This is a genomic window from Aminobacter sp. MET-1 (assembly GCF_026521175.1).
In the GTDB taxonomy this organism is placed as follows: domain Bacteria; phylum Pseudomonadota; class Alphaproteobacteria; order Rhizobiales; family Rhizobiaceae; genus Aminobacter.
Window position 1 is genome coordinate 33,079 of the sequence record NZ_JAMSHL010000009.1, and the last position, 21,018, is coordinate 54,096.

Consider the following 21,018-nt stretch of genomic DNA (forward strand, 5'->3'; position numbering starts at 1 on the left):
CGCGTCTATGAGAACGCGCAGGGCGCTTCATGTGTCTTGAACCAGTGCATGGTCCTTTCCGAAAACCGTTTCCGATCTTCGGGGGCGGGCACTAGTCGCGCCCGCCATCCATCTGCTTGAGCTCATCCAGCGTCGGCATCGAGACGATGTGATAGCCCGAATCGACGTAGTGGATCTCGCCGGTGACGCCTGACGACAGGTCGGACAACAGATACAGCGCCGAGCCGCCGACCTCGTCGAGGGTCACGGAGCGGCGCAGCGGCGAGTTGCGCTGCTGGTAGGTGAACATGTGACGCGCATCGGCGATGCCGGCGCCCGCAAGCGTGCGCACGGGGCCGGCCGAGATGCCGTTGATGCGGATACCGCGCGGGCCGTAGTCGTTGGCGAGATAGCGCACGCTCGCCTCGAGGCCGGCCTTGGCCACGCCCATGACGTTGTAGTTGGGCATGACGCGCACCGAGCCGGCATAGGTCAGGGTGATCATCGAGCCGCCGTCATTCATCAGCGCGGCGGCGTGCTTGGCCACCTCAGTGAACGAGAAGCACGAAATCACCATGGTGCGCACGAAGTTTTCGCGCGTGGTATCGGCGTAGAGGCCCTTGAGCTCGTTCTTGTCGGAGAAGCCGATGGCGTGGACCAGGAAGTCGATGCCGCCCCACTTTTCCCTTAGCGTCTCAAAGGCAGCAGCAACCGAGGCACTGTCTTCGACGTCGCAAGGCACCAGGATCTCGGCGCCAACCTTTTCGGCCAGCGGCTTGACGCGGCGACCGAAGGCCTCGCCCTGGTAGGTGAAGGCAAGCTCGGCACCATGCTCGGCGAGCTTCTGCGCGATGCCCCAGGCAATGGAGTGGTCATTCGCGACGCCCATGATGAGCCCGCGCTTGCCCTTCATCAATCCGTCCATGTCGGTGTCCCTATGCCGAGAGGCGCTGGAAAACGAGAGTGGCGTTGGTGCCGCCGAAGCCGAAGGAGTTGGACAGCACCGTATCGATCTTGGCGTTGTCGATGCGCTTGCGCACGATCGGCATGCCTTCGAATTCGGGGTCCAGCTCTTCGATATGGGCACTCTCACCGATGAAGCCGCCCTGCATCATCAGGATCGAGTAGATCGATTCCTGCACGCCCGCCGCACCCAGCGAATGGCCGGTCAGCGACTTGGTCGAGCTGATGTTCGGCAGCTTGCCGGCGAACACTTCGCGGATCGCGCCCATTTCCTTCGAATCGCCCACCGGCGTCGAGGTGCCGTGGGTGTTGATGTAGTCGACTTCACCCTTCACCGTCGACAGCGCCTGGCGCATGCAGCGCATCGCGCCTTCGCCTGACGGGGCGACCATGTCGTAACCATCAGACGTCGCACCGTAGCCGACCAGCTCGCAATAGATCTTGGCGCCGCGCGCCTTGGCATGTTCGAGCTCTTCGAGCACCAGAACGCCAGCGCCACCGGCAATGACGAAGCCGTCGCGGTTGAGGTCATAGGCGCGCGAGGCGACCGAGGCGCGGTCGTTGTACTTGGACGACATCGCGCCCATGGCGTCGAACAGGTTCGACATGGTCCAGTCGAGGTCTTCGTGGCCGCCGGCGAACATGACGTCCTGCTTGCCCCACTGGATCATCTCGGCGGCGTTGCCGATGCAATGTGCCGAGGTCGAGCAGGCCGACGAGATCGAGTAGTTGACGCCGTGGATCTTGAACCAGGTGGCGAGCGTCGCCGAGGCCGTCGACGACATCGCCTTCGGCACCGCGAACGGCCCGATGCGCTTGGGCGAGTTGTTCTTCTGGGTGATCTCGGCGGCCTCGACGATGGTGCGGGTCGACGGGCCGCCTGAGCCCATGATGATGCCGGTACGCGGGTTGCCGGAGATGACGCTCTCTTCGAGGCCGCTGTCGGCGATCGCCTGCTTCATGGCGACATGGTTCCACATGCCGCCCTGCGACAGGAAGCGGGCGGCGCGACGGTCGACCAGCTCGGTCGTGTCGAGATTGGGCGCGCCCCAGACCTGGCACTTGAAGCCGTGCTCGGCGAAATCGTTGGAGAAGCTGATGCCGGACTTGGCGTCACGCAGTGATGCCGTCACCTCGTCGGCGTTGTTGCCGATGGACGATACGATGCCAAGGCCCGTTACGACGACACGTCTCATGAAAATCTCCGGTCCAGTGTATGGGGCCAATCAGACGGCCGCGGCTTCCTGCTTCGCAAGCCCGACCTTAAGGTCGGTGGCCTTGTATATGGTCTCGCCATCGGCCTTCAACCAGCCATCGGCGATGCCCAGGACCAGGCGGCCGCGCATGACGCGCTTGAAATCGATGCCGTATTCGACCTTCTTGACCGAAGGTGTGACCATGCCCTTGAACTTCACCTCGCCGGTGGAGAGCGCCATGCCCTTGCCCTGCTCGCCGAGCCAGCCGAGGTAGAAGCCGGTCAACTGCCACATGGCGTCGAGGCCAAGGCAGCCCGGCATGATGGGGTTACCGATGAAATGGCAAGGGAAGAACCAGAGGTCCGGCCTGATGTCGAATTCGGCACGGGCAAAGCCCTTGTCGAACTCGCCGCCAGTCTCGCTGATCTCGGTGATGCGATCGAACATCAGCATCGGCGGAGCGGGCAGCTGTGCATTGCCGGGTCCAAACAGCTCGCCGCGGGCGCAAGCCAGCAGTTCCTCGTAGCCGTAGCTGGATTTCTGATCGGCCATGAACACCATCCCGTCTAAGTTTCTCGGGCGGTGCCCGCCCTTCTTGTGTGCTCTCACTAGCACAGACTGTCTCAAGCCGGAAACCGGCGTTTGCGCTTAGCGCGACCATTGGTCCGGGTCAATGCGCGCTATTGATCGCATTTGAGCTACAGAATATATGTCTGACATAGCTTGCCGGCGGCATATCGCGCCATTGGTGTACCCGGCGGGTCTTGAATGGGGCGAAGTCAAACTTCGACGAGGCACGAGTGGACACTCGCAAGGCAAGCATTGTTGTGGAAGCGCGCGTTCGCGACGCAGGCCTGCGGCCCACGCGGCAGCGCGTCGCGCTGGCTGAACTGCTGTTCGCCAAGGGAGACCGCCACCTCTCGGCCGAAGAGCTGCACGAAGAGGCGCTCGGCGCTGGCGTGCCGATCTCGCTCGCAACCGTCTATAACGCCCTGCACCAGTTCACCGACGCGGGCCTGCTGCGCATTCTCGCCGTTGAAGGTTCGAAGACCTATTTCGACACCAACACGTCGGACCACCACCATTTCTATATCGAGGGTGAGAACCGCATCTTCGACATCGAGTCGAATTCGGTCTGTGTGTCCAACCTGCCGGAACCCCCGGAAGGCATGGAGATCGCCAATGTCGATATCGTGGTGAGGCTGAGGCCCAAGCGCACGGCCTGAGCCGGCGCGTTGTTCCCAATTATTGTCGTGTCGCCGGGCTGGACGCGTCCACTGGCTTGAGTTCGCCGGTCAAGCAAGGTGATGCAGTCAAAGATATGGGCCGCCGAAGGTTTGACTCTTCGGCCGGCCCGTCAGGTCTCGCCCATCAGTTCTCGCCCATCAGTTCTCGATGGTCTCGCCGGGATAGGCGCCCCAGAGCTGCGACTGGGTGAGCCAGCCCGTGGTTCCGGCAAAGCTCATTTCGCACCATTCGCCGTTGCAGCGCTTGATCGAGCCAACGACGCCGGGCTCTATCAAGGCGACGGTGCGGGATTCCTTATCGGGCTTGGCCAGCAGGCTGATCTGTGCCGGCTTGCCGCGCTGCCAGGGGGCGGTGATTGCCGTGCGATGGCCCGACAGCAGCGTCTGGTTGATCCAGCCTTCGGCGCCGTCGGCATCGCGCACACGGCGCCAGTTGTCGTATTCCTGGATGATCTCCATCGGCAGGCCGGGCTTGAGATAGAGCCAGTCGACCGGATAGTCGGCGCCGGGGCCGATGCGCGAATTGACCTTGCCAGCCTTCAGGCTGACGAATCGCGGCAACGGCAGGCCGCTCGGTCCGAGCGTGCCCTGCTGGGCAGCGACTGCCTGGCCGACATTGCCGGCACCGGGCGAAACGAAAGCAAGACCCACCAGTGCCACGCTGGCGGCCAGGCGAAGCGACGCGAAACCAGACACTTCCGTAACCTCTGTCAACACTCGACGCCTCGGGCTTTCAGCCTGACGGGGCGCCCCTTTTTCTTTGTCTTCGGCGGCGCTGCTTGTTACACAGAATTACCGCGCGGTGATTGGTTTCCAGTTTCACCGGTCTTGGTTAAAGAGGTCTCAACGGGATCTTCGTCGAGGAAAGAATGACCGGCCGAAAAAAGCCTCTCGTCGTCATCACGCGCAAGCTGCCGGACCCGGTGGAAACGCGCATGCGCGAATTGTTCGATGCGCGGCTCAATGTCGACGACAGGCCCATGACACAGCCCGAGCTGGTCGCGGCCGTCAAGGAAGCCGATGTGCTGGTGCCGACGGTGACCGATATGATCGATGCAGCCCTGATCGAGCAGGCCGGCCCCAACCTCAAGCTGATCGCCAATTTCGGCAATGGCGTCGACAAGATCGACGTAGCCGCCGCGGCGCGGCGCGGCATCACTGTCACCAACACGCCGAACGTGCTGACCGAGGACACGGCCGACATGACCATGGCGCTGATGCTGGCGGTGCCGCGCCGGCTGACAGAGGGCGCCAACATCCTGGCCACCGAGAAGAAATGGGCGGGCTGGTCGCCGACCTGGATGCTCGGCCGCCGCATCTGGGGCAAGCGCCTGGGCATTGTCGGCATGGGGCGCATCGGCACTGCCGTTGCCCGCCGCGCCAAGGCCTTCGGCCTGTCGATCCACTATCACAACCGTCACCGCGTGTTGCAGTCGGTGGAAGACGAGTTGGAGGCGACCTATTGGGAGAGCCTCGACCAGATGCTCGCCCGCATGGACATCATCTCGATCAACTGCCCGTCGACGCCGGCGACCTTCCATCTGCTGTCGGGCCGGCGGCTGGCGCTGATGCAGCCGCATGCCTACCTGGTCAACATCGCCCGCGGCGACATCATCGACGAGGATGCACTGGTCAAGATGCTGCAGGACGGCAAGTTGGCGGGTGCTGCCCTCGATGTCTTCGAGCATGAGCCGGCGGTGAATCCGAAGCTGCTCAAGCTGGCGGCCAAGGGCAAGGTGGTGCTGATGCCCCATATGGGCTCGGCTACCATCGAAGGTCGCATCGACATGGGCGAAAAGGTCATCATTAACATCCGCGCCCATGTCGACGGACATCGCCCGCCGGATCGCGTATTGCCACTCAGGACCTGAGCAAATCCAGGAAAATGCGACGCGGATTTCCGTGAGGATGCGTCGCAACGACCTTTCTCAGCCCGCCTCCGGCAGGCGCGTCTCAAGGCACCACCATTTCGGGCGGCCGCTGCGGAAGCTGTGATAGGCGGGCATGAGTTCTGCCGCTTTCGGTTTGTCGAACACGCCGACCACGAGCGCGATTGTCGGCTGGTCGTCGATAGCGCCAAGTGTGCTGCCGCAGCGCGCGCAGAAGGCACGGCTCGAATAGTCTGATGAGCGATAGGTCGCCGGCCGTCCGCCCGGTCCGGTCCAGTTGACCGATTCTCGTGGGAATTCGACCCAGGCAAGGGTGAGCGAGCCGCTATGGCGCTGGCACATGCGGCACGAACAGGTGTGCGGCTTCTCGGCAGGGCCCCGCGCCTCGAACCTGATGTCGTCGCAGAGGCAGCCGCCTGCATATTTCTTGATGGCCATTTTTGTCCCATAAATCTCGATGGATGATTGGTCAGCTCAGTCGCTTGCGCATGGTCAGCGAGGTCGGTCGGTCGTAACCTTCATGCGCGGTGCGCACGAACTCGACAAAGCCCAGGCGCGCGAAGGTGGCGTGGTTGGCGACGAGTTCGATGCGCGTCTGCAGCTCCAGCACTGATTTGTCGATCTTGAGCGCGTGGCGTTCCGCTGCCTGCATCAGCATCCGGCCGATGCCGAGACCGCGCGAGGCCTCGTGGACCGCGAGCTTGCCGATATAGAGGACGTCGTCGCGCTCAGCGGCGAAGATGCAGCCAGCGAGCCGGCCATCTACCGTGGCAATGAAGCAGGTTTCGTCGCCAGCCTTCTGGCGCAGGCTCTCAGGGGTGAGTCTATGCGCCGAGGATGGCGGGTCGATGACGCCGTCCATATAGGCGAAGGCGGACAGGATGAGTCCGAGCAGTTCGTCCCAACGCGAAAAATCCTCGGGGAGGCGGGAGATGGTCATATCGGTCATCGTCACGACGCCTTGTAGCGGACTGTGTCGAATCGGGCGCCAAGCGCATCGTAGAGCAATAGCCTGCCGACCAGCGGCTCGCCGACGCCGGTGATGAGCTTGATCGCCTCCATCGCCTGCAAGGTGCCCATGACGCCGGTCAGCGCGCCAAGCACGCCTGCAACCGCGCAAGATGGCACCAGGCCAGGCGGCGGCGCTTCGGGGAACAGGTCGCGGTAGGAAGGGTTGCGGCGACCGTCCGGACCGGTCTCGAACGGCTTCAGCACGGTGATCGAACCGTCGAAGCGGCCGACCGCGGCATGCACGAGCGGCCTTTCGCGGGCAGCACAGGCGTCCGCCACTGCATAGCGCGTCTCGAAATTGTCGGAGCCGTCGATGACGAGGTCGTAGCCGGCAACCAGATCGCCGGCGTTCAACTCGGTCAGCCGAAGCTGGTGCAGCTCGACCGTCACATGCGGATTGATGCGGGCGATCGCGGCCTTGGCGCTGTCCCCCTTGGAAAGGCCGATCGACTGAGTGTCGTGGATCACCTGGCGCTGCAGATTGGACAGCGAGACGTGGTCGTCGTCGACGATGCCGAGCGTGCCGACACCGGCGGCGGCGAGATATTCGAGCACAGGCGCTCCGAGCCCGCCGGCTCCGATCACCAGCACGCGCGCGCGCTTCAGCTTCTGCTGGCCCGGCCCACCTATTTCGGGCAGCACGATGTGGCGTGCGTAGCGTTCGAGTTCTTCGGCGGAGAGGGGAGCAGCCTGGTTCATGGCGCGAGCATATCGCTGCGATATCTCGTTGTCAGGCGTCTTGCAGAGCTACGTCCATCAGGCGCGCGAGCCGAGGTCAAGGGTCCGTAGGCCTGACGCTGCCATGGTCGACGGTGAGGAACTGCGCCGTGCCGGCAAGGCTCGAAAACAGGCTGGCCTCCGTGCCGGTCATGAAGGCCTGGCAATTGAGTTCGTCGAGAATCGAAAACAGTGCCGCCCGCCGACCGGGATCGAGATGGGCGGCGATCTCGTCGAGCAGGAGAATCGGTGCAGCCCCCGCCATCTCGCCGGTGAGTCGCGCATGCGAGACGACGATGCCGACCAGAAGTGCCTTCTGTTCGCCGGTGGAGCAGAGTTCCGCCGGCATCGACTTCGGCCGATGACGGACAAGCAGGTCGGAGCGGTGTGGGCCCTCAAGTGTGCGGCCGGCAGCACGGTCGCGCTCACGGCCCTGGGCCAGCGCCTGGCGAAAATGCTCCTCAAGCTCGACCGCAGGCATGCGGCCGATGCTCTCTTCGAGCGTTCCCGAGAGAGCAAGATCGGCCTGCGGGAAGGGGCCTGTTTCAGGCAGCCTGCTGATCATGGCGGTGAGCAGCCGCACCATCTCGACGCGGGCGGCGGCAATCGCTGCCCCGGTCTCGGCCATCTGGGTTTCGATCGCCTCGAACCAGCTGCGGTCGCGGCGGTCTTCCGACAGTAGCCGGTTGCGGCCACGCATCGCCTTTTCATAGTCGAGGGCGCGCTGGCCATGCGCCGGGTCGATCGCCAGCACCAGTCGGTCGAGGAAGCGGCGGCGGTCGCCGGCAGGCCCGGTGAACAGCGAATCCATCGACGGCGTCAGCCAGACGACTCGCAGCCATTCGAGCATCTCGTCGGCCGATTTGGCCGTGGCCCCATTGATGCGCACGCGCCGGCCCGCCTCACCCGCCGCTTCTGGTGCGGTGCCGGTGCCGATTTCGGCATCGCCGAATGGGCCTTCGATCGAAGCATGCACGGCGAAGGCACCGGCACTGCCCTCGCGCGCCACGTCGGGGTAGGGCGCACGTCGCAGGCCGCGTCCGGGCGTCAGGAAGGAGATCGCCTCGAGCAGGTTGGTCTTGCCGGCACCGTTCTCACCGGTGAACACCACCGCGCCCGGCCTGAGGTCGAGCGAGATCGAACTGTAATTGCGGAAGTCCGTGAGCGTGAGCTTGCTGATATGCGTCGAGGGGGCACGTTTCCGCGTCTCCCCCGTTTCGAAGTCCTGCACGGGCGTCCGGGCGCTACACGCGCATCGGCATCAGCACGTAGAGAGCGTTCTCGTCGGCTGTGTCATGGATGAGCGTGGGCGACCCGGCATCCGCAAGCATGAAGCGCGCCTCGTTGCCCGAAAGCTGGGCGGCGACGTCGAGCAGGTACTTGGCGTTGAAGCCGATTTCGATTGGGTCCGACGAATAGTCGGCGGCGAGCTCTTCGGTGGCGCTGCCCGAATCGGGGTTATTGACGGCGAGCGTCACCTGGCCGTCGGTGATGGACAGTTTCACGGCTCGGCCGCGTTCCGACGAGATGGTCGACACGCGGTCGACAGCCTGGGCGAAGCTCTGGCGGTCGATGACCAACTTCTTGTCGTTGCCGCTCGGAATGACGCGCTGATAGTCGGGGAAGGTGCCGTCGATCAGCTTGGACGTCAGGATGACGCTGCCGATGGTGAGACGGATCTTGGTGTCGGACAGCTCGGTGGCCACTGCGACATCAGGAGCGTCGAGCAGCTTCTGGATCTCGCTGACGGTCTTGCGCGGGATGATGATGCCCGGCATTCCCTCGGAGCCTGCCGGGGCCTCGACCTCGGCGCGGGCGAGGCGGTGGCCGTCGGTAGCGACCGCACGCAGCATCAGTTTGCCGCCGCTCTCGATCGTGTGCAGGAAAATACCGTTGAGATAGTAGCGCGTCTCTTCGGTCGAGATGGCGAACTGGGTCTTGTCGATCAGCCCCTTCAGCGCCTGCGAATCGAGGCGGAAGATGTGGGAGAACGAGCCGGCCGAAAGTTCGGGGAAATCGGACTGCGGCAGGCACTGGAGCCGGAAGCTCGAACGGCCCGAGATCACCGACATGGCATTGCCGTCTTCATCGGTCTTGAGCATTACCTCGGCGCCGTCGGGCAGCTTGCGGACGATGTCGTAAAGCAGGTGGGCGGGCACTGTCGTGGCACCGGCGCGCTCGACGCTTGCCGGCGTCGCTTCCGAGACCTCGAGGTCAAGGTCGGTCGCCTTCAGCTCCAGGCTCGCGCCATTTGCGTTCAGCAGCACGTTCGACAGGATCGGAATGGTGTTCCGCCGTTCGACCACGCGGTGGACGTGGTTCAAGGACTTCAACAGGTTGGAGCGTTCCAGGATAACACGCATGACGAAACAGGCTCGCTTCTATGAAGGTGCGGGCTCACGGGCTCGGTCTGCGCCCGGGGAAGCCCGCAACACGATCGGATTTCACGCGAGTCTGACAGTAAAAAGCCCGGAAAGGCAAGCCCGCGCAGCCATTTGAGGCGGTTGCGCGGGCGTTCTGGGGATAAGTGAGCGACAGCTTGGTCCACTGCCGGCAAAAGGCTCAGGCCTGATCGGTGATTAGGCGGCGCAGCAGCTCGAGTTCCTGCGCCAGCGTGTTGTCGCCGCCCGACAGATCTTCGATCTTCCGCACGGCATGAAGCACGGTCGTATGGTCGCGTCCGCCGAAGCGACGGCCGATTTCCGGCAGCGAACGCGGCGTCATCACCTTCGACAGATACATGGCGATCTGGCGCGGCTTGACGATGGTGCGGGTCCGGCGATTGGACAGAAGCTCTGTCTTCGACACGTTGTAGTGGCGCGCGACGATGCGCTGGATGTCTTCGATGCGGACGCGCTTGGGCTCGCCCGAGCGATAGATGTGGCCGAGAATTTCGTCGATGCGCTCGATCGACAGCTGTGGCTCGAAGGACTGGCGGAAGATCAGCTGATTGAACGCGCCTTCAAGCTCGCGGCCGCTGCCGGTGACGGTGCGGGCGACATGGGCGAGGACTTCCGAGTCGATGACCAGGTTGGGGTCTTCGGCTTTGGCGCCGGCGAAACGCTGCTGGAGCATGCCCAGGCGCATCGAGAAGTCGGGCGTCGACATTTCCAGCGCCACGCCGCCATTGAGGCGCGAACGCACACGCGGCTCGAGCGATTCGAGCTCTGCCGGCGGACGGTCGGCGGCAACGACGACCTGCTTGGCCGAGTCGAGCAGCATGTTGATGAGATGGCAGAACTCGTGCTGGATCGACTTGCCCTGCAGGAACTGCATGTCGTCGATGATCAAAAGGTCGATGTCGCGGAGCTGTTCCTTGAGCGTCAGTGCGTTGTTGTCGCGGATCGCCGTTGCAAAGCGCCACATGAAGTATTCGGCCGTCAGGTAGACGACGCGCGACTTCGGGTTCTGGCGCAGCGACTCGGCGGCGATCGCCTGCAAAAGGTGCGTCTTGCCGAGGCCGACGGTGGCGTGGAGGAACAGCGGGTTGAAGCGCGAGTTCGATTCAGCGACTGCGCGGGCTGCTGCAAGTGCGACGCGGTTCGACGGGCCCTCGACGAAGGACTGGAACGTGTAGCGCGGGTCGAGCGGCGAGCCGAGCACGCTCTGCTTGAACTCGGTCTCGGCAGCGCCGCTGCGGGCCGGCGCAGGGCGCTCGGTGCGACCGGCGGCCACCGTGCTGGTGGAAAGGGCCGTTTGCGTTTGGCGCACCGGCTTGCGCATCGCCGGAGCTTCGCTCTCTGGGGCTGCGCGGGTCGCACGGGTCGCCGTGCGGATGATGATCTCGAGCTTCAGCAGCTGCGGCTCTTCCTGGCGCCACAGCTCGGAAATGAGGTCGAGATAGTGGCTGTTGATCCAGGAGCGCAGGAAAGCCGTCGGCACCGAAAGGCGCACAACGCCCTTCGAGGCTTCCGCCAGCTTCATGCGGCCGAACCAGCTCGAAAAGACCTCGCTGCCCAGACGCACCTGGAGCTGAGTCTTGACGCGGTCGAAGTTCTTTTCTGCGGCGCTGACAGCTGCCACTTCATTCCCCTCGATCAGTTCGTCGGTGAACAGAAAGCCTGCCTTTGCTTCGCTTTCGATGCCGCTTTGCATTCTCGCAATCCCTAACCTTCGGTCCTCGTTGTCCGTGCGGGGGTGCGCCGCTTGCGCCTCCGCCGGAATATTCATCTGGGATGCATGCCGTTTCCGGCTGAGCCCCTGTCCCCGCCCGCCGCGCCGTAAAGCGCATTCGGGCTGTCAGCGCTGCGGGGGCAACAGCGCCAGGCAAAAGCGTAGCCGTCCGGCACAGACGCCGGCGCGCCACATCTTACTCACCATGCCGTGTATCCCCACACGCCCCATAAGCTCGAAGGAGGCAAACCTCCCCCGTACGCGGAATCTATCCACGTCGAGAATGCCGCCGATTTTTAAGGCTTGGCAGAGGGCTAGAGCCCGTCCCTTCGATGCTTGGACCTTACAAAAATCGCTGTGGACAGGGCAAGGCCGACTCTAACCCGTTTTTAATGAATCTGGTTTGGTCTGGAGCGGATTCAACCGCCCTGAAGAGGCTCTGCAGAGCCAAAGCCGTTGTGATTCAAAACCTTTTCCGGTGCGCGAAAAAAACCGGCGCCCGCGGCAAAAAATTTTAAAAGAATCTGCTTGACACCAACTTGTCCCCCAGAGTCCGGCAGGGACTTGAACAAGCTGTGGATGACCATTCACAACTATATGAATTTAAAGGGGAATTTCTGCCACGATGAGTCTGGTGCGAGGCTGCTTGTGGCAGTTGTACTTATGAGAATAGCCGCATATGCCGGCAAACTTCTTGAGGCCTCAAAGGTGTCCCGGAGGGCCTGTTTGGAACTGCTTTTTGAGGCTTTTTCAGACAAAGAAAAACCCGGCTGGTTAGGCCGGGTTCCTCAGAAATCCAATTGCTTGCAGGGCTTAGGCGGAAAGCGCCTTGACCCGCTGTGCCAGTCGCGAAACCTTGCGCGAGGCAGTGTTCTTGTGCAGCACGCCCTTGGTGGCAGCGCGCATCAGTTCCGGCTGGGCTGCAACGAAGGCGGCCTGAGCGGCGGCCTTGTCGCCGGAAGCCAGGGCTTCCTCGACCTTGCGGAGGTAGGTGCGGACGCGCGACCGACGGTTCTTGTTCACCGCGGTACGAGCGGCAATCTTGCGGGTAGCCTTCTTGGCCGAGGAGGTGTTGGCCATTGTGCCTCTCTTCTGATCTCTGTGGTGGCGCGAGCGGGTTCCCGCGGAGCGCAAAAACTGCTCGGGCGTCCCTGAGGCCGCCTCGGTTGGTGCGGCTTATAGTTCAGCTTGCCCGGCGCGTCAACGCGATTCAAGTCAACGGTTGCGGAAATTCGCAGCCCTTTTCTCGGCAAACGCCGCCATGCCTTCCTTCTGGTCTTCGAGCGCGAACATAGAGTGGAAGACTCGGCGTTCGAAACGCAGGCCCTCGGCGAGCGTGAGTTCGTAGGTGCGGTTGACCGCCTCCTTGCACATCATCACGGCCGGCAGCGAGAAGTCGGCGATCTTGGTGGCGGCCTTCATCGCCTCCTCGATCAGCTCGCCTGCCGGCACGACGCGCGACACCAGCCCCGAGCGCTCGGCTTCGGCGGCATCCATCATCCGCCCGGTCAGGCACATGTCCATCGACTTCGACTTGCCGACAAAGCGGGTGAGTCGCTGCGAACCGCCCATGCCAGGCATGACGCCCAGCGTGATCTCGGGCTGGCCGAACTTGGCGCTGTCGGCGGCGATGATGAAATCGCACATCATGGCGAGCTCGCAGCCGCCGCCCAGCGCATAGCCGGCAACCGCGGCAATCATCGGCTTGCGGTTGCGGGCAAAGACTTCCCAGCCGGAGAAGAAATCCTCCATGTAGGCATCGACATAGGACTTGGCCTGCATCTCCTTGATGTCGGCGCCGGCGGCGAAGGCCTTCTCCGAGCCGGTGATGACCATGGCGCCGATAGCGGGATCGGCCTCGAAGGCCGCAGTTGCGGCGAGAAGTTCTGACAGCACCTGCGAGTTCAGCGCATTGAGCGCCTTCGGGCGGTTGAGGGTGATCAGCCCGACCTTGCCGCGTGTCTCGACGATGATGGTTTCAAAGGCCATGCCGCTCTCCCTAGTGCATGACCCCGAAAAACGGGATCGTTTTTCGGAAAGGATCATGCACAGATTTCAATATGCTACAGCGTCCTTTGCACGTCCAATTGGATGCGCGGCGCTGTAGGTGCAACCAGATGTGGCTCCGCTCTATCTTAACGCTGGCACTGGCGGCAATAGAAGGTTGAACGGCCGCTCTGGACGATGCGCTCGACATGGCCCGCACAGCCGCTGTGCGTGCAGGGCTCGCCCTCCCGGTCGTAGACCGAGAAGGAATGCTGGAAGTAGCCGAGCGAACCGTCCGTGTGGATATAGTCGCGCAGCGACGAGCCGCCGGCGGCAATGGCATCCGCAATGACGTCGCGGATCGACGTCGCCAGCAACTCTGCTTTCGCGCGGGCCGCCTTGCCCGATCCAGCGATGCTGCCGGCAGCACGCGTCGGCGCCAGGCCCGCGCGCCACAGCGCCTCGCAGACATAAATGTTGCCGAGGCCGGCGATCAGCCGCTGGTCGAGCAGTGCGGCCTTCAGCGGCGCCTTCTTGTCGCGGAAGAGTTCCGCCAGCAGCGCGCCGTCGAGGCTGTTGCCGGTCGGCTCGATGCCGAGGCCGGCGAGCATGGGATGTTCCGTGCCGTTGCGCTCGGCAAACAGCATGAAGCCGAAGCGTCGGGGGTCGTTGAAAACCACGCGGGCCGGTGCGCCCTTGGCGTCCTCGACATGGAAGACGACATGGTCGTGGGCTTCCGACTTGGAGCGTTCGTGGTGGAACGTGCCGGGCGCCGTGCCGTCTGCCTCGGTCTCGATGCGGAACGAGCCGGACATGCCGAGATGGCAGATGAGCAGCGGTCCGTCCTCGATGTCGGCGGTCAGGTATTTGGCGCGGCGGCCGAGGGAGGCGATCCGGTGGCCGGCAAGCCGTTCCGAGAAGCGCTCGGGGAAGGGGTAGCGCAGGTTTGGCCTGCGGGTCTCGACACGCTCGATGCGCGCGCCCTCGAGCACCGGCTGCAGACCACGCCGGACGGTTTCGACTTCGGGCAGTTCAGGCATGGGCGTCGATCGATTTCAAGAATGAGGTTCCGTGCCGACCAGCGGGCAGGCCAAGATGTTCGGCGACGGTCGCACCTATATCGGCAAAGCTGAGCCTGAGCCCGACGTCGCCGCCGGCAAGGCCAGGCGCCAGGCCGATGACAGGGATGCGCTCGCGCGTATGGTCGGTGCCGCGCCAGGTGGGATCGTTGCCGTGATCGGCGGTGAAGATGATGAGGTCGCCGGGCCTGAGCTTTGCCAATGCTTCGGGAATGCGCCTGTCGAAGGCTTCAAGCGCTGCGGCATAGCCAGGCACGTCGCGGCGATGACCGAACTCGGTGTCGAAGTCGACGAAATTGGCAAAGACCAGATCGCCGTCGCCGGCATCGTCCATGGCGCCGAGCGCCTTGTCGAACATTGCCATGTTGCCGACGCCCTTGCGCACTTCGGAGATGCCGCGATGGGCGAAGATGTCGCCGATCTTGCCGATGGCGATCATTTTGCTGCCGCGCTCGGTCAGCCGGTCGAGCAGCGTCGGTTCAGGCGGCGGCGTGGCGTAATCCCTGCGGTTTGGCGTGCGCTCGAAGGTCTCGCGGCTCTCGCCAATGAAGGGGCGGGCGATAACTCGGCCGATGTTGAGCGGATCGACGAGGCGGCGCACCACCTTGCAGAGCTCGTAGAGCCGCTCGAGGCCGAAATGGGTCTCATGGGCGGCGATCTGGAGGACGGAGTCGACTGACGTGTAGCAGATCGGCTTGCCGGTGCGGACATGCTCCTCGCCGAAGCGCTCAATGATCTCGATGCCCGACGCATGGCAATCACCGAGGATGCCGGGCACCTCGCCTTCGCGGATGATCGCTTCCGTCAGCGATGCGGGAAAGGCCGGAACTTCTTGCGGGAAATAGCCCCAGTCGAAGGTCACGGGCACGCCGGCCATTTCCCAGTGACCCGACGGCGTGTCTTTGCCACTGGAGATCTCCTGTGCCGCGCCAAAGACGGCGCCGGGGGCAAGCCCGGTGTCGCCGCCGAACCTGAAGCCGGTCGCGATCCTCGACGCTTCGCCGAGGCCGAGCGCCGTCATGTTCGGAATATGTAGAGGTCCGCTGCGCAGGCCTTCACGTTCACCGCGGCCTTCGGCGCAAGCGCTCGCTATGTGGCCGAACGTGTTGGAGCCGGTATCGCCGAACAGCTCGGCGTCGGCCGCGCCGCCGATGCCGAAGGAATCCAGTACGAACAGGAATGCACGCGCCATCTATGTCGGGTTCCCGGTTGCCGGCTCATTGTCTTGACGCAATTCCGGATGGAAAACCGCTTTATACTTTTCCCGGAATTGCTCTCGTCCAGACATAAGATCAGCTGCCTGACTTGGCAATCGGGCGGCACGCGCCAACCGAGGCCGACGGCAGTCGACCGGTCTTCCGGGGACTTCAGCAGTCAGCGCAGGGCACGGTAGCGCTTTGGCGCGGGCGCAGATAGTAGGTTTCGGTCATGGGAATGGTGTCGAATGCCGCTGCAAGGCCCAGCACCGGTTTGTCCTCTGCAGCCCAGGCGATGACGGGCTTGTAATCAAGATCGCTGTCGACTCGGATCAGGAAACCGCCGGGGGTCAGCAGGGCAGGCGGAACGGTGGTCGGCGTCCCCTTGGGGAGGGCCGTGCTGGTAACTCCATCGACGAGTTTCCGCGACCATGCGACCTTTACAGTCGGGGTGGCATCGGTCGACATCTCGATGGCGGTGATGGTGATCTTGCCTGAACTGCGATTGTAGGGCTGCAGGATCGACTCGCCGATCTTCAGCACGCCGTTGACCTCGGAAACGGAAATATCCTGCTGCTGGGTGACCAGGTCGGCAACCATGGAGCCGACACGGCTGACCTTCTTGTTGATTTCGATCGCCTGGGAGACTTCCATCGTGACGAAGTACAGGCAGAGCATGATTGGCGCGACGAACGCGAACTCGATTGCTGCAACGCCGCGTCGATCGGAGGCCAGCTTTCCGGCGTGCCTGAACCATGCCGTTACAGACCCGCCGATCGCCTCGATCCCGGCCAGGAATGCGCGCCTTTTCATTGTCTGAATTTCTCCAGGCTCGAGGTTCGGGTCAGTTGTCATTGAACGGCTCGTTCTGCCATGTGGCAGTGGCGAACTGCAGCGTGTAATTGTCCTTCAGGTTCGACATGGAGGCGCGCATGAAGTCGGTGATGACGGGCCATTTGTAGAATACCCGCAACATGTTCTTGGACAGCGCCGGGCCTGGTGCGACGCCAAAGCCTGTTGTGTCGATGTCTCTGTCACTGGTCAGCTTGATCCGTTCTTTGGCCGCATCGGCAAACGTCGCGTAGCTGCGCAGGTCGACCAACAAGCCGGGACATCCCTTGGCGACGAGCACTTCGAGACGGCCGCAGATCTTCTGCTTGATCACGATCTCGTTGACGTCATTCCTGCTGACCTGGCCGGTACGCAGTTCGCGCGCTACCTCGTCGACCGCATTCGACAGCACTTGCTGGCCGGCGAACGCAATACAGCTTTCAAGGATTGCAAAAACGAGCATCGAAAAAGGGATCGCGAGCATGACGAATTCGACTGCGACGCTACCGTTCCGGTCACGCAAGAACCGCGCGAAGAACCCCCGTCGCTCGGTTTTTTCGTGCTGATTCATTGAAGTTGCAGTGCCGTTCATATCCAGGCCGCCCCATTGCCCGGCGGACATTAGCGGAAAGCCATTTAGGCCGAGTTTGGATGAAACGGAAAATTACACTGAATATCTTTACCGTGCGCTAACGAAAGGCCGTCGATGTCGTCGGACGCCGCAAGCCTTATTGGCCGCTCATCTCGCTTTCCGACATGCGTTCGGCATCGCTCTTGAAAGCACCTTCGCAATATGGCGTACACGACAAGGTCTGCACTTCGGAACGCCTGTAGATGCGAACCGACGACGCGGCGTGCCGGCTGACGGTCACCTGCTCGTCGACGATCGGCGTGCCTTCGGCGTCGAGCACAACCAGATTGGTGACGCCAAAGCCCTTGCCGGTGAGAACGATCGTCGATGCGTCCTGGACCGAGGCATCGGCGATGGCAGAGTTGCCAACCACGATGGTGTCGGCGGGCCTTGCCAGCCGGACAATCTTGGCCTGGTTCATCGTCACTTCGATGCCGGCTCCAGCCAACGCAGGAATGGCCGCGCTCGCCGACGCGATGACGACGAATGCCCAAATGAGGGTTCTCGACCTTGCCATTGAAATGCCTCTGGTGACTGGACGGACAGGCTGCTCAATGGAAGATGAACGATTTTGGTGAACCAAGGGTTAAGCCGGTTGGGGCCGCAACTATCGGGTGAATTGGCACGGTCAGTTCAGTTGGCCCAGTCCTGGAGAAGCAATTCAAAATTGCCCCGACAAATCGTGTTGATTACTTTAGCTGGCGGTTAACCACGCGGCTGCAATGCAGTCTGAAAGGTTTCGCTAAGGCTGTTTCTTAAGTCGATCGAAACGGCTCCCCGATAGGTTGCAGTCATCCGATCAACGACAAAAGAAATCGTGACGGAAGTGCTGTAACACGGAGCAAGGAGCATACGATGTCGAAACTCATCGCACGTTTTGTGAAGGACGAATCCGGCGCGACCGCCATCGAATACGGTCTGATCGCCGCCCTCATCGCAGTTGCCATCATCGCCGGTGCCGGCTTTGTCGGTACGTCGCTGAACACGAAGTTCACGACGATCTCGAGCAAGATCGACGCTGCTGGTACCACCACCCCGTAAGTTAATATCTGTCAAACAGCGTACTTGTTAGGTGCGCACAGAAGGCCGCCTTTGGCGGCCTTCTTGCATTTATGGGCGCTTGAGCGACTTCACGTCAGATTAATCCGCTGGCCATAGAGTTGTTCCTCAAGCTAGCAATTGGGTCTCTCGATGCTCGAAGCGCTGATCCTGGTCGTCTTTCCGTTCTGCATGGTCTATTCGGCGCTGTCCGATATCATGTCGATGACTATCGCCAACCGTGTCTCATTGTTGTTGCTCGGCGTTTTCCTTGTCGTCGCGCCCCTCACTGGCATGGGCTGGGTCGAGGTTGGAATGCATTTCGCCGCCGGCGGCCTGTTGTTGCTGGTGACCTTTTCGCTGTTCGCACTGGGTGGAATGGGCGGCGGCGATGCCAAGCTGATTGCTGCAACCGGGGTTTGGATGGGGTTCGGCATCCCCTTGATGCAATATCTGCTGACCGCCGCCGTGCTCGGTGGTTTTCTGACACTTGCTATCCTGGCCTATCGCAGCTCCATGCTTTCGGCCGTCACAAGTCAGCGCGTAGTGTTCAGGAATCTGTCCAAGGACGCTGGTGGAGTGCCTTACGGGATCGCTCTGGGGATCGCCGGTCTTCTCACTTATCCCTCGTCTCCGCTGATGGTCTGGGCTATCGAGCGACTTTCGGCACAATGATGCGATCTGACGGGTAACTGTCCGTTAATCATGTCCATAAGCATCGCGTTAACCATAATTTGACGTTTGTCTAGTCAAAGTCCGGCTTGGCTTCATGGGTTGCCAGGGCGAGGTTCGGACAATGGCTGCATCGCGACTGATGATACTTGGCGTGGCAGTGGCCGCTGCGGGCGGTGCTGGCTATGTGGCCAAGAACATGTCCGCGCCACCTCCGCCCGAGGCCGCTGTCGAATCCAGCGTGCAGCAGCAGCCCCAGATTGCACTTACCGACGTTCTCGTGCTCACAGGCGACGTGCCGATGGGGGGCGTGATCGAAAGCAACATCGCCTGGCAGCCCTGGCCGAGCGATGCGGTCAATCCTGCCTTCATTACCCGCAGCACAGACCCGGATGCGGTTGAAAAGCTCAAAAGTTCCGTCGCGCGGCTGACGATGTACAGCGGTGAGCCGCTGCGCAAGTCGAAGCTTGTCGGCGAAGGTCAGAGTTTCATGTCGTCGGTGTTGCCGGCAGGCATGCGAGCAGTTGCGACAACGATTTCGGCGGATACGTCGGCCGGTGGTTTCATCCTGCCGAACGACTATGTCGACGTCATCATGACGCGCCGAAACGATGCTTCCAAATCCGGCGCCGGCTTCACCACCGAAACAATCCTGCAGAACATCCGGGTTTTGGCGATCGACCAGACCATCCAGGAGGATGAGGAGGGGAAGAAGGTAAAGGTGGGCCAGACAGCCACGCTGGAACTGACGGCGCAGCAGGCTGAGATCATCACCGTCGCCCAGCAGATGGCCGACAGATTGACCCTGGCACTCCGTTCGGTGGCAGACGCTCAGCAGAAGGACCTGACAGAGGCCGACTACCTCGTCTCCAGCAGCGGCAGGCGAGGCACCGTGCGCCTCATCAAGTCGGGCGAAATCTCGGAATCGGGAGTACAGAAATGAAGTCCTGCACGAGACTGCTCGCCACGACCGTCGCGATGATCGCTACCCTCGCAGCTGAGCCGGCGGCATTTGCACCGGCAACCGCCGAGGCTGCATCGCGGGCCCAGGTGGGATCGAACACAGCGAGCCAGCGCGTCAAGCTCGGCCTCAACAAATCGGTGGTCATCGACCTGCCGTCGGACGCCTATGACATCCTGGTCGCCAACCCGACGGTCGCCGATGCCGTCACCCGCACGGCGCGCCGCATCTATTTGTTCGGCAAGGCCGTCGGACAGACCAACATCTTCGTCTTCGGTCCCAATGGTGAACAGATCGTCAGCCTCGATCTGGCCGTAGAGCGCGACGTCGCTGGCCTTGAGGACTACATCAAGCGTTTCATTCCCAATTCGCAGATCAAGGTCGAACTGATCAACGACAACGTCGTCCTGACCGGCACGGTCGATACGCCGCTTGACTCCAAGCGCGCCGTAGACCTGGCAACGATCTTTGTCACAGGCGGTGAAGCGACTACGGGCCAATACTCGCAGACCGCGTCCGGTGGTTCGCAGAATGGTGGCGTCGATATCAACAATCCCGACCAGGTCCGCCAGAAGAGCAAGATCGTCAACCTCCTGCAGATCATCGGCGAGGACCAGGTGATGCTCAAGGTCACCGTGGCTGAAGTCAGCCGCACGGTGATGAAGCAGCTTGGTGTCAACATGATCGGCTCGGGCGAAGCGAACGGCATCAGCTGGGGCGCGATCAGCGACAGCATTCCTGGTCTCGGCAAGCCGCTGGGTGCTTCGCAGATATCGCTCGGTACGTCCCTGCTGGACGCCTATGTCAACGCAATGGAACAGGCAGGCGTGATGAAGACGCTGGCCGAGCCGACGCTGACGGCAATCTCGGGTGAAAAGGCAACGTTCAAGGTGGGCGGCGAGTACAATATCGTCACCAATCAAAAGGATGGCAACACCTATGAGATTGAGAAGATCGACTACGGCATCGGGTTGGAGTTCCAGCCGGTTGTGCTGTCGCCGGGGCGTATCAGCCTGAAGATACGTACGTCTGTTTCAGAGCCGACCACGGAAGGTTCGGTCAGTCTTTCCGGCGGCTTCAGACGGGGCGACGCCTTCAACAAGCCGGGCATGACAGCGCTGTCCATCCGCAAACGACTGGCCGATACAACCGTTGAACTTCCATCCGGCGGTTCGATGATGATCGCCGGCCTGGTGCGTGATGACATGCGCCAGGCCATCAACGGCCTGCCGGGGCTTTCCAAGATTCCCGTGCTCGGCACTCTGTTCCGCAGCCGCGACTTCGTTCGCAATGAATCCGAACTGGTGATCATTGTGACGCCCTATCTGGCTCGCCCGGTGGCGCGGAACGAACTGGCCAGGCCAGACGACAATTTCAACGCCGCCAGCGACGGTGCCGGCATGTTCCTTGGCCGCGTCAATCGTGTCTACGGCACGATGAAGACGGACAAGCCCATGGGCCGCTATCACGGCGTCGTCGGCTTCATCTACAAATGATCGGGGATCGGGG

General features: G+C 62.4%; 23 protein-coding genes. 6 read left to right on the forward strand and 17 right to left on the reverse strand.

The genetic code is table 11. From position 1 onward, the window contains the following. Positions 1-91 precede the first annotated feature (91 nt). The 3 genes from fabI to fabA are packed head-to-tail and all read right to left on the reverse strand — an operon-like array spanning position 92 to position 2,690. On the reverse strand, positions 92-904 hold the full coding sequence (gene fabI, locus NDO48_RS14460; protein ID WP_026226829.1) for an enoyl-ACP reductase FabI: 813 nt from the start codon (positions 902-904) through the stop codon (positions 92-94). Between the two features lie 10 nt (positions 905-914). Further along, complete coding sequence (gene fabB, locus NDO48_RS14465; RefSeq protein ID WP_018426211.1) at positions 915-2,138, reverse strand: beta-ketoacyl-ACP synthase I; 1,224 nt, start codon at positions 2,136-2,138, stop codon at positions 915-917. A gap of 30 nt (positions 2,139-2,168) precedes the next feature. Further along, positions 2,169-2,690, reverse strand: coding sequence for a 3-hydroxyacyl-[acyl-carrier-protein] dehydratase FabA (gene fabA, locus NDO48_RS14470; protein WP_026226830.1), 522 nt, complete (start codon positions 2,688-2,690; stop codon positions 2,169-2,171). Between the two features lie 248 nt (positions 2,691-2,938). Between fabA and irrA the strand changes: the two genes are divergently transcribed. Next, positions 2,939-3,364, forward strand: a complete 426-nt coding sequence (gene irrA, locus NDO48_RS14475; RefSeq protein WP_018426213.1) for an iron response transcriptional regulator IrrA — start codon at positions 2,939-2,941, stop codon at positions 3,362-3,364. Positions 3,365-3,523: 159 nt separating this feature from the next. On the opposite strand, the gene NDO48_RS14480 is transcribed toward irrA, so the two are convergent. After that, on the reverse strand, positions 3,524-4,081 hold the full coding sequence (locus NDO48_RS14480; protein WP_018426214.1) for an SH3 domain-containing protein: 558 nt from the start codon (positions 4,079-4,081) through the stop codon (positions 3,524-3,526). Between the two features lie 173 nt (positions 4,082-4,254). On the opposite strand from NDO48_RS14480, the gene NDO48_RS14485 reads away from it, so the two are divergent. Beyond that, entirely contained in the window at positions 4,255-5,256 is a 1,002-nt protein-coding gene (locus tag NDO48_RS14485; RefSeq protein WP_267321681.1) for a 2-hydroxyacid dehydrogenase, read from the forward strand. A gap of 57 nt (positions 5,257-5,313) precedes the next feature. On the opposite strand, the gene NDO48_RS14490 is transcribed toward NDO48_RS14485, so the two are convergent. The 13 genes from NDO48_RS14490 to NDO48_RS14550 all read right to left on the reverse strand — a co-directional run bounded on the left by NDO48_RS14490 (position 5,314) and on the right by NDO48_RS14550 (position 17,355). Continuing rightward, a complete protein-coding gene (locus NDO48_RS14490; protein ID WP_018426216.1) occupies positions 5,314-5,712 on the reverse strand; it encodes a GFA family protein in 399 nt (132 codons plus the stop codon). A 31-nt stretch (positions 5,713-5,743) separates the two neighbouring features. Beyond that, a complete protein-coding gene (locus NDO48_RS14495) occupies positions 5,744-6,223 on the reverse strand; it encodes a GNAT family N-acetyltransferase (RefSeq protein WP_018426217.1) in 480 nt (159 codons plus the stop codon). A 2-nt stretch (positions 6,224-6,225) separates the two neighbouring features. Continuing rightward, a complete protein-coding gene (locus tag NDO48_RS14500) occupies positions 6,226-6,984 on the reverse strand; it encodes a molybdopterin-synthase adenylyltransferase MoeB (protein ID WP_018426218.1) in 759 nt (252 codons plus the stop codon). 76 nt (positions 6,985-7,060) lie between these two features. Further along, positions 7,061-8,233: a DNA replication/repair protein RecF gene (gene recF, locus NDO48_RS14505; protein WP_018426219.1), complete on the reverse strand. Its 1,173-nt coding sequence runs from the start codon at positions 8,231-8,233 to the stop codon at positions 7,061-7,063. A gap of 13 nt (positions 8,234-8,246) precedes the next feature. Next, positions 8,247-9,365 carry a DNA polymerase III subunit beta gene (dnaN, locus tag NDO48_RS14510; protein ID WP_018426220.1) on the reverse strand — a complete coding sequence of 373 codons (1,119 nt, stop codon included), beginning with the start codon at positions 9,363-9,365 and terminating at the stop codon, positions 8,247-8,249. Between the two features lie 199 nt (positions 9,366-9,564). Next, positions 9,565-11,097, reverse strand: a complete 1,533-nt coding sequence (gene dnaA / locus NDO48_RS14515) for a chromosomal replication initiator protein DnaA (protein ID WP_267321682.1) — start codon at positions 11,095-11,097, stop codon at positions 9,565-9,567. 831 nt (positions 11,098-11,928) lie between these two features. Then, positions 11,929-12,195: a 30S ribosomal protein S20 gene (rpsT, locus tag NDO48_RS14520; protein ID WP_018426222.1), complete on the reverse strand. Its 267-nt coding sequence runs from the start codon at positions 12,193-12,195 to the stop codon at positions 11,929-11,931. 135 nt (positions 12,196-12,330) lie between these two features. Next, a complete protein-coding gene (locus NDO48_RS14525; RefSeq protein WP_267321683.1) occupies positions 12,331-13,104 on the reverse strand; it encodes an enoyl-CoA hydratase in 774 nt (257 codons plus the stop codon). A 146-nt stretch (positions 13,105-13,250) separates the two neighbouring features. Then, the gene (mutM, locus tag NDO48_RS14530; RefSeq protein ID WP_267321684.1) at positions 13,251-14,141 is read right to left on the reverse strand and encodes a bifunctional DNA-formamidopyrimidine glycosylase/DNA-(apurinic or apyrimidinic site) lyase; all 891 of its coding nucleotides are present in this window, start codon (positions 14,139-14,141) and stop codon (positions 13,251-13,253) included. Continuing rightward, positions 14,134-15,372 (reverse strand): phosphopentomutase, encoded by a 1,239-nt coding sequence (locus NDO48_RS14535; RefSeq protein ID WP_267321685.1) that lies wholly within the window; start codon positions 15,370-15,372, stop codon positions 14,134-14,136. The genes mutM and NDO48_RS14535 overlap by 8 nt, the downstream gene beginning before the upstream one ends. A 175-nt stretch (positions 15,373-15,547) precedes the next feature. Next, the gene (locus NDO48_RS14540) at positions 15,548-16,189 is read right to left on the reverse strand and encodes a TadE/TadG family type IV pilus assembly protein (protein ID WP_018426226.1); all 642 of its coding nucleotides are present in this window, start codon (positions 16,187-16,189) and stop codon (positions 15,548-15,550) included. 31 nt (positions 16,190-16,220) lie between these two features. Next, a complete protein-coding gene (locus tag NDO48_RS14545; protein WP_051091888.1) occupies positions 16,221-16,799 on the reverse strand; it encodes a TadE/TadG family type IV pilus assembly protein in 579 nt (192 codons plus the stop codon). 136 nt (positions 16,800-16,935) lie between these two features. After that, a complete protein-coding gene (locus NDO48_RS14550; protein ID WP_018426228.1) occupies positions 16,936-17,355 on the reverse strand; it encodes a pilus assembly protein N-terminal domain-containing protein in 420 nt (139 codons plus the stop codon). A 338-nt stretch (positions 17,356-17,693) separates the two neighbouring features. Here NDO48_RS14550 and NDO48_RS14555 point away from each other — a divergent pair, with 338 nt between their 5' ends. The 4 genes from NDO48_RS14555 to NDO48_RS14570 all read left to right on the forward strand — a co-directional run bounded on the left by NDO48_RS14555 (position 17,694) and on the right by NDO48_RS14570 (position 21,005). After that, a complete protein-coding gene (locus tag NDO48_RS14555) occupies positions 17,694-17,879 on the forward strand; it encodes a Flp family type IVb pilin (protein WP_018426229.1) in 186 nt (61 codons plus the stop codon). Positions 17,880-18,029: 150 nt separating this feature from the next. Beyond that, positions 18,030-18,551, forward strand: coding sequence for an A24 family peptidase (locus tag NDO48_RS14560; protein ID WP_018426230.1), 522 nt, complete (start codon positions 18,030-18,032; stop codon positions 18,549-18,551). A 121-nt stretch (positions 18,552-18,672) separates the two neighbouring features. Then, positions 18,673-19,491: a Flp pilus assembly protein CpaB gene (cpaB, locus tag NDO48_RS14565; RefSeq protein ID WP_018426231.1), complete on the forward strand. Its 819-nt coding sequence runs from the start codon at positions 18,673-18,675 to the stop codon at positions 19,489-19,491. Further along, complete coding sequence (locus NDO48_RS14570) at positions 19,488-21,005, forward strand: pilus assembly protein N-terminal domain-containing protein (protein ID WP_018426232.1); 1,518 nt, start codon at positions 19,488-19,490, stop codon at positions 21,003-21,005. Before cpaB ends, NDO48_RS14570 begins: the two co-directional genes overlap by 4 nt. Positions 21,006-21,018 lie beyond the last annotated feature (13 nt).

Bases quoted from the DNA above. Each gene is read 5' to 3' on its own strand.
- fabI (WP_026226829.1), bottom strand. From the start codon at position 904: ATGGACGGATTGATGAAGGGCAAGCGCGGGCTCATCATGGGCGTCGCG.
- fabB (WP_018426211.1), bottom strand. From the start codon at position 2,138: ATGAGACGTGTCGTCGTAACGGGCCTTGGCATCGTATCGTCCATCGGC.
- fabA (WP_026226830.1), bottom strand. From the start codon at position 2,690: ATGGCCGATCAGAAATCCAGCTACGGCTACGAGGAACTGCTGGCTTGC.
- NDO48_RS14485 (WP_267321681.1), top strand. From the start codon at position 4,255: ATGACCGGCCGAAAAAAGCCTCTCGTCGTCATCACGCGCAAGCTGCCG.
- NDO48_RS14490 (WP_018426216.1), bottom strand. From the start codon at position 5,712: ATGGCCATCAAGAAATATGCAGGCGGCTGCCTCTGCGACGACATCAGG.
- NDO48_RS14495 (WP_018426217.1), bottom strand. From the start codon at position 6,223: ATGACCGATATGACCATCTCCCGCCTCCCCGAGGATTTTTCGCGTTGG.
- NDO48_RS14500 (WP_018426218.1), bottom strand. From the start codon at position 6,984: ATGAACCAGGCTGCTCCCCTCTCCGCCGAAGAACTCGAACGCTACGCA.
- dnaN (WP_018426220.1), bottom strand. From the start codon at position 9,365: ATGCGTGTTATCCTGGAACGCTCCAACCTGTTGAAGTCCTTGAACCAC.
- dnaA (WP_267321682.1), bottom strand. From the start codon at position 11,097: ATGCAAAGCGGCATCGAAAGCGAAGCAAAGGCAGGCTTTCTGTTCACC.
- rpsT (WP_018426222.1), bottom strand. From the start codon at position 12,195: ATGGCCAACACCTCCTCGGCCAAGAAGGCTACCCGCAAGATTGCCGCT.
- NDO48_RS14525 (WP_267321683.1), bottom strand. From the start codon at position 13,104: ATGGCCTTTGAAACCATCATCGTCGAGACACGCGGCAAGGTCGGGCTG.
- mutM (WP_267321684.1), bottom strand. From the start codon at position 14,141: ATGCCTGAACTGCCCGAAGTCGAAACCGTCCGGCGTGGTCTGCAGCCG.
- NDO48_RS14535 (WP_267321685.1), bottom strand. From the start codon at position 15,372: ATGGCGCGTGCATTCCTGTTCGTACTGGATTCCTTCGGCATCGGCGGC.
- NDO48_RS14540 (WP_018426226.1), bottom strand. From the start codon at position 16,189: ATGAAAAGGCGCGCATTCCTGGCCGGGATCGAGGCGATCGGCGGGTCT.
- NDO48_RS14545 (WP_051091888.1), bottom strand. From the start codon at position 16,799: ATGAACGGCACTGCAACTTCAATGAATCAGCACGAAAAAACCGAGCGA.
- NDO48_RS14550 (WP_018426228.1), bottom strand. From the start codon at position 17,355: ATGGCAAGGTCGAGAACCCTCATTTGGGCATTCGTCGTCATCGCGTCG.
- NDO48_RS14555 (WP_018426229.1), top strand. From the start codon at position 17,694: ATGTCGAAACTCATCGCACGTTTTGTGAAGGACGAATCCGGCGCGACC.
- NDO48_RS14560 (WP_018426230.1), top strand. From the start codon at position 18,030: ATGCTCGAAGCGCTGATCCTGGTCGTCTTTCCGTTCTGCATGGTCTAT.
- cpaB (WP_018426231.1), top strand. From the start codon at position 18,673: ATGGCTGCATCGCGACTGATGATACTTGGCGTGGCAGTGGCCGCTGCG.
- NDO48_RS14570 (WP_018426232.1), top strand. From the start codon at position 19,488: ATGAAGTCCTGCACGAGACTGCTCGCCACGACCGTCGCGATGATCGCT.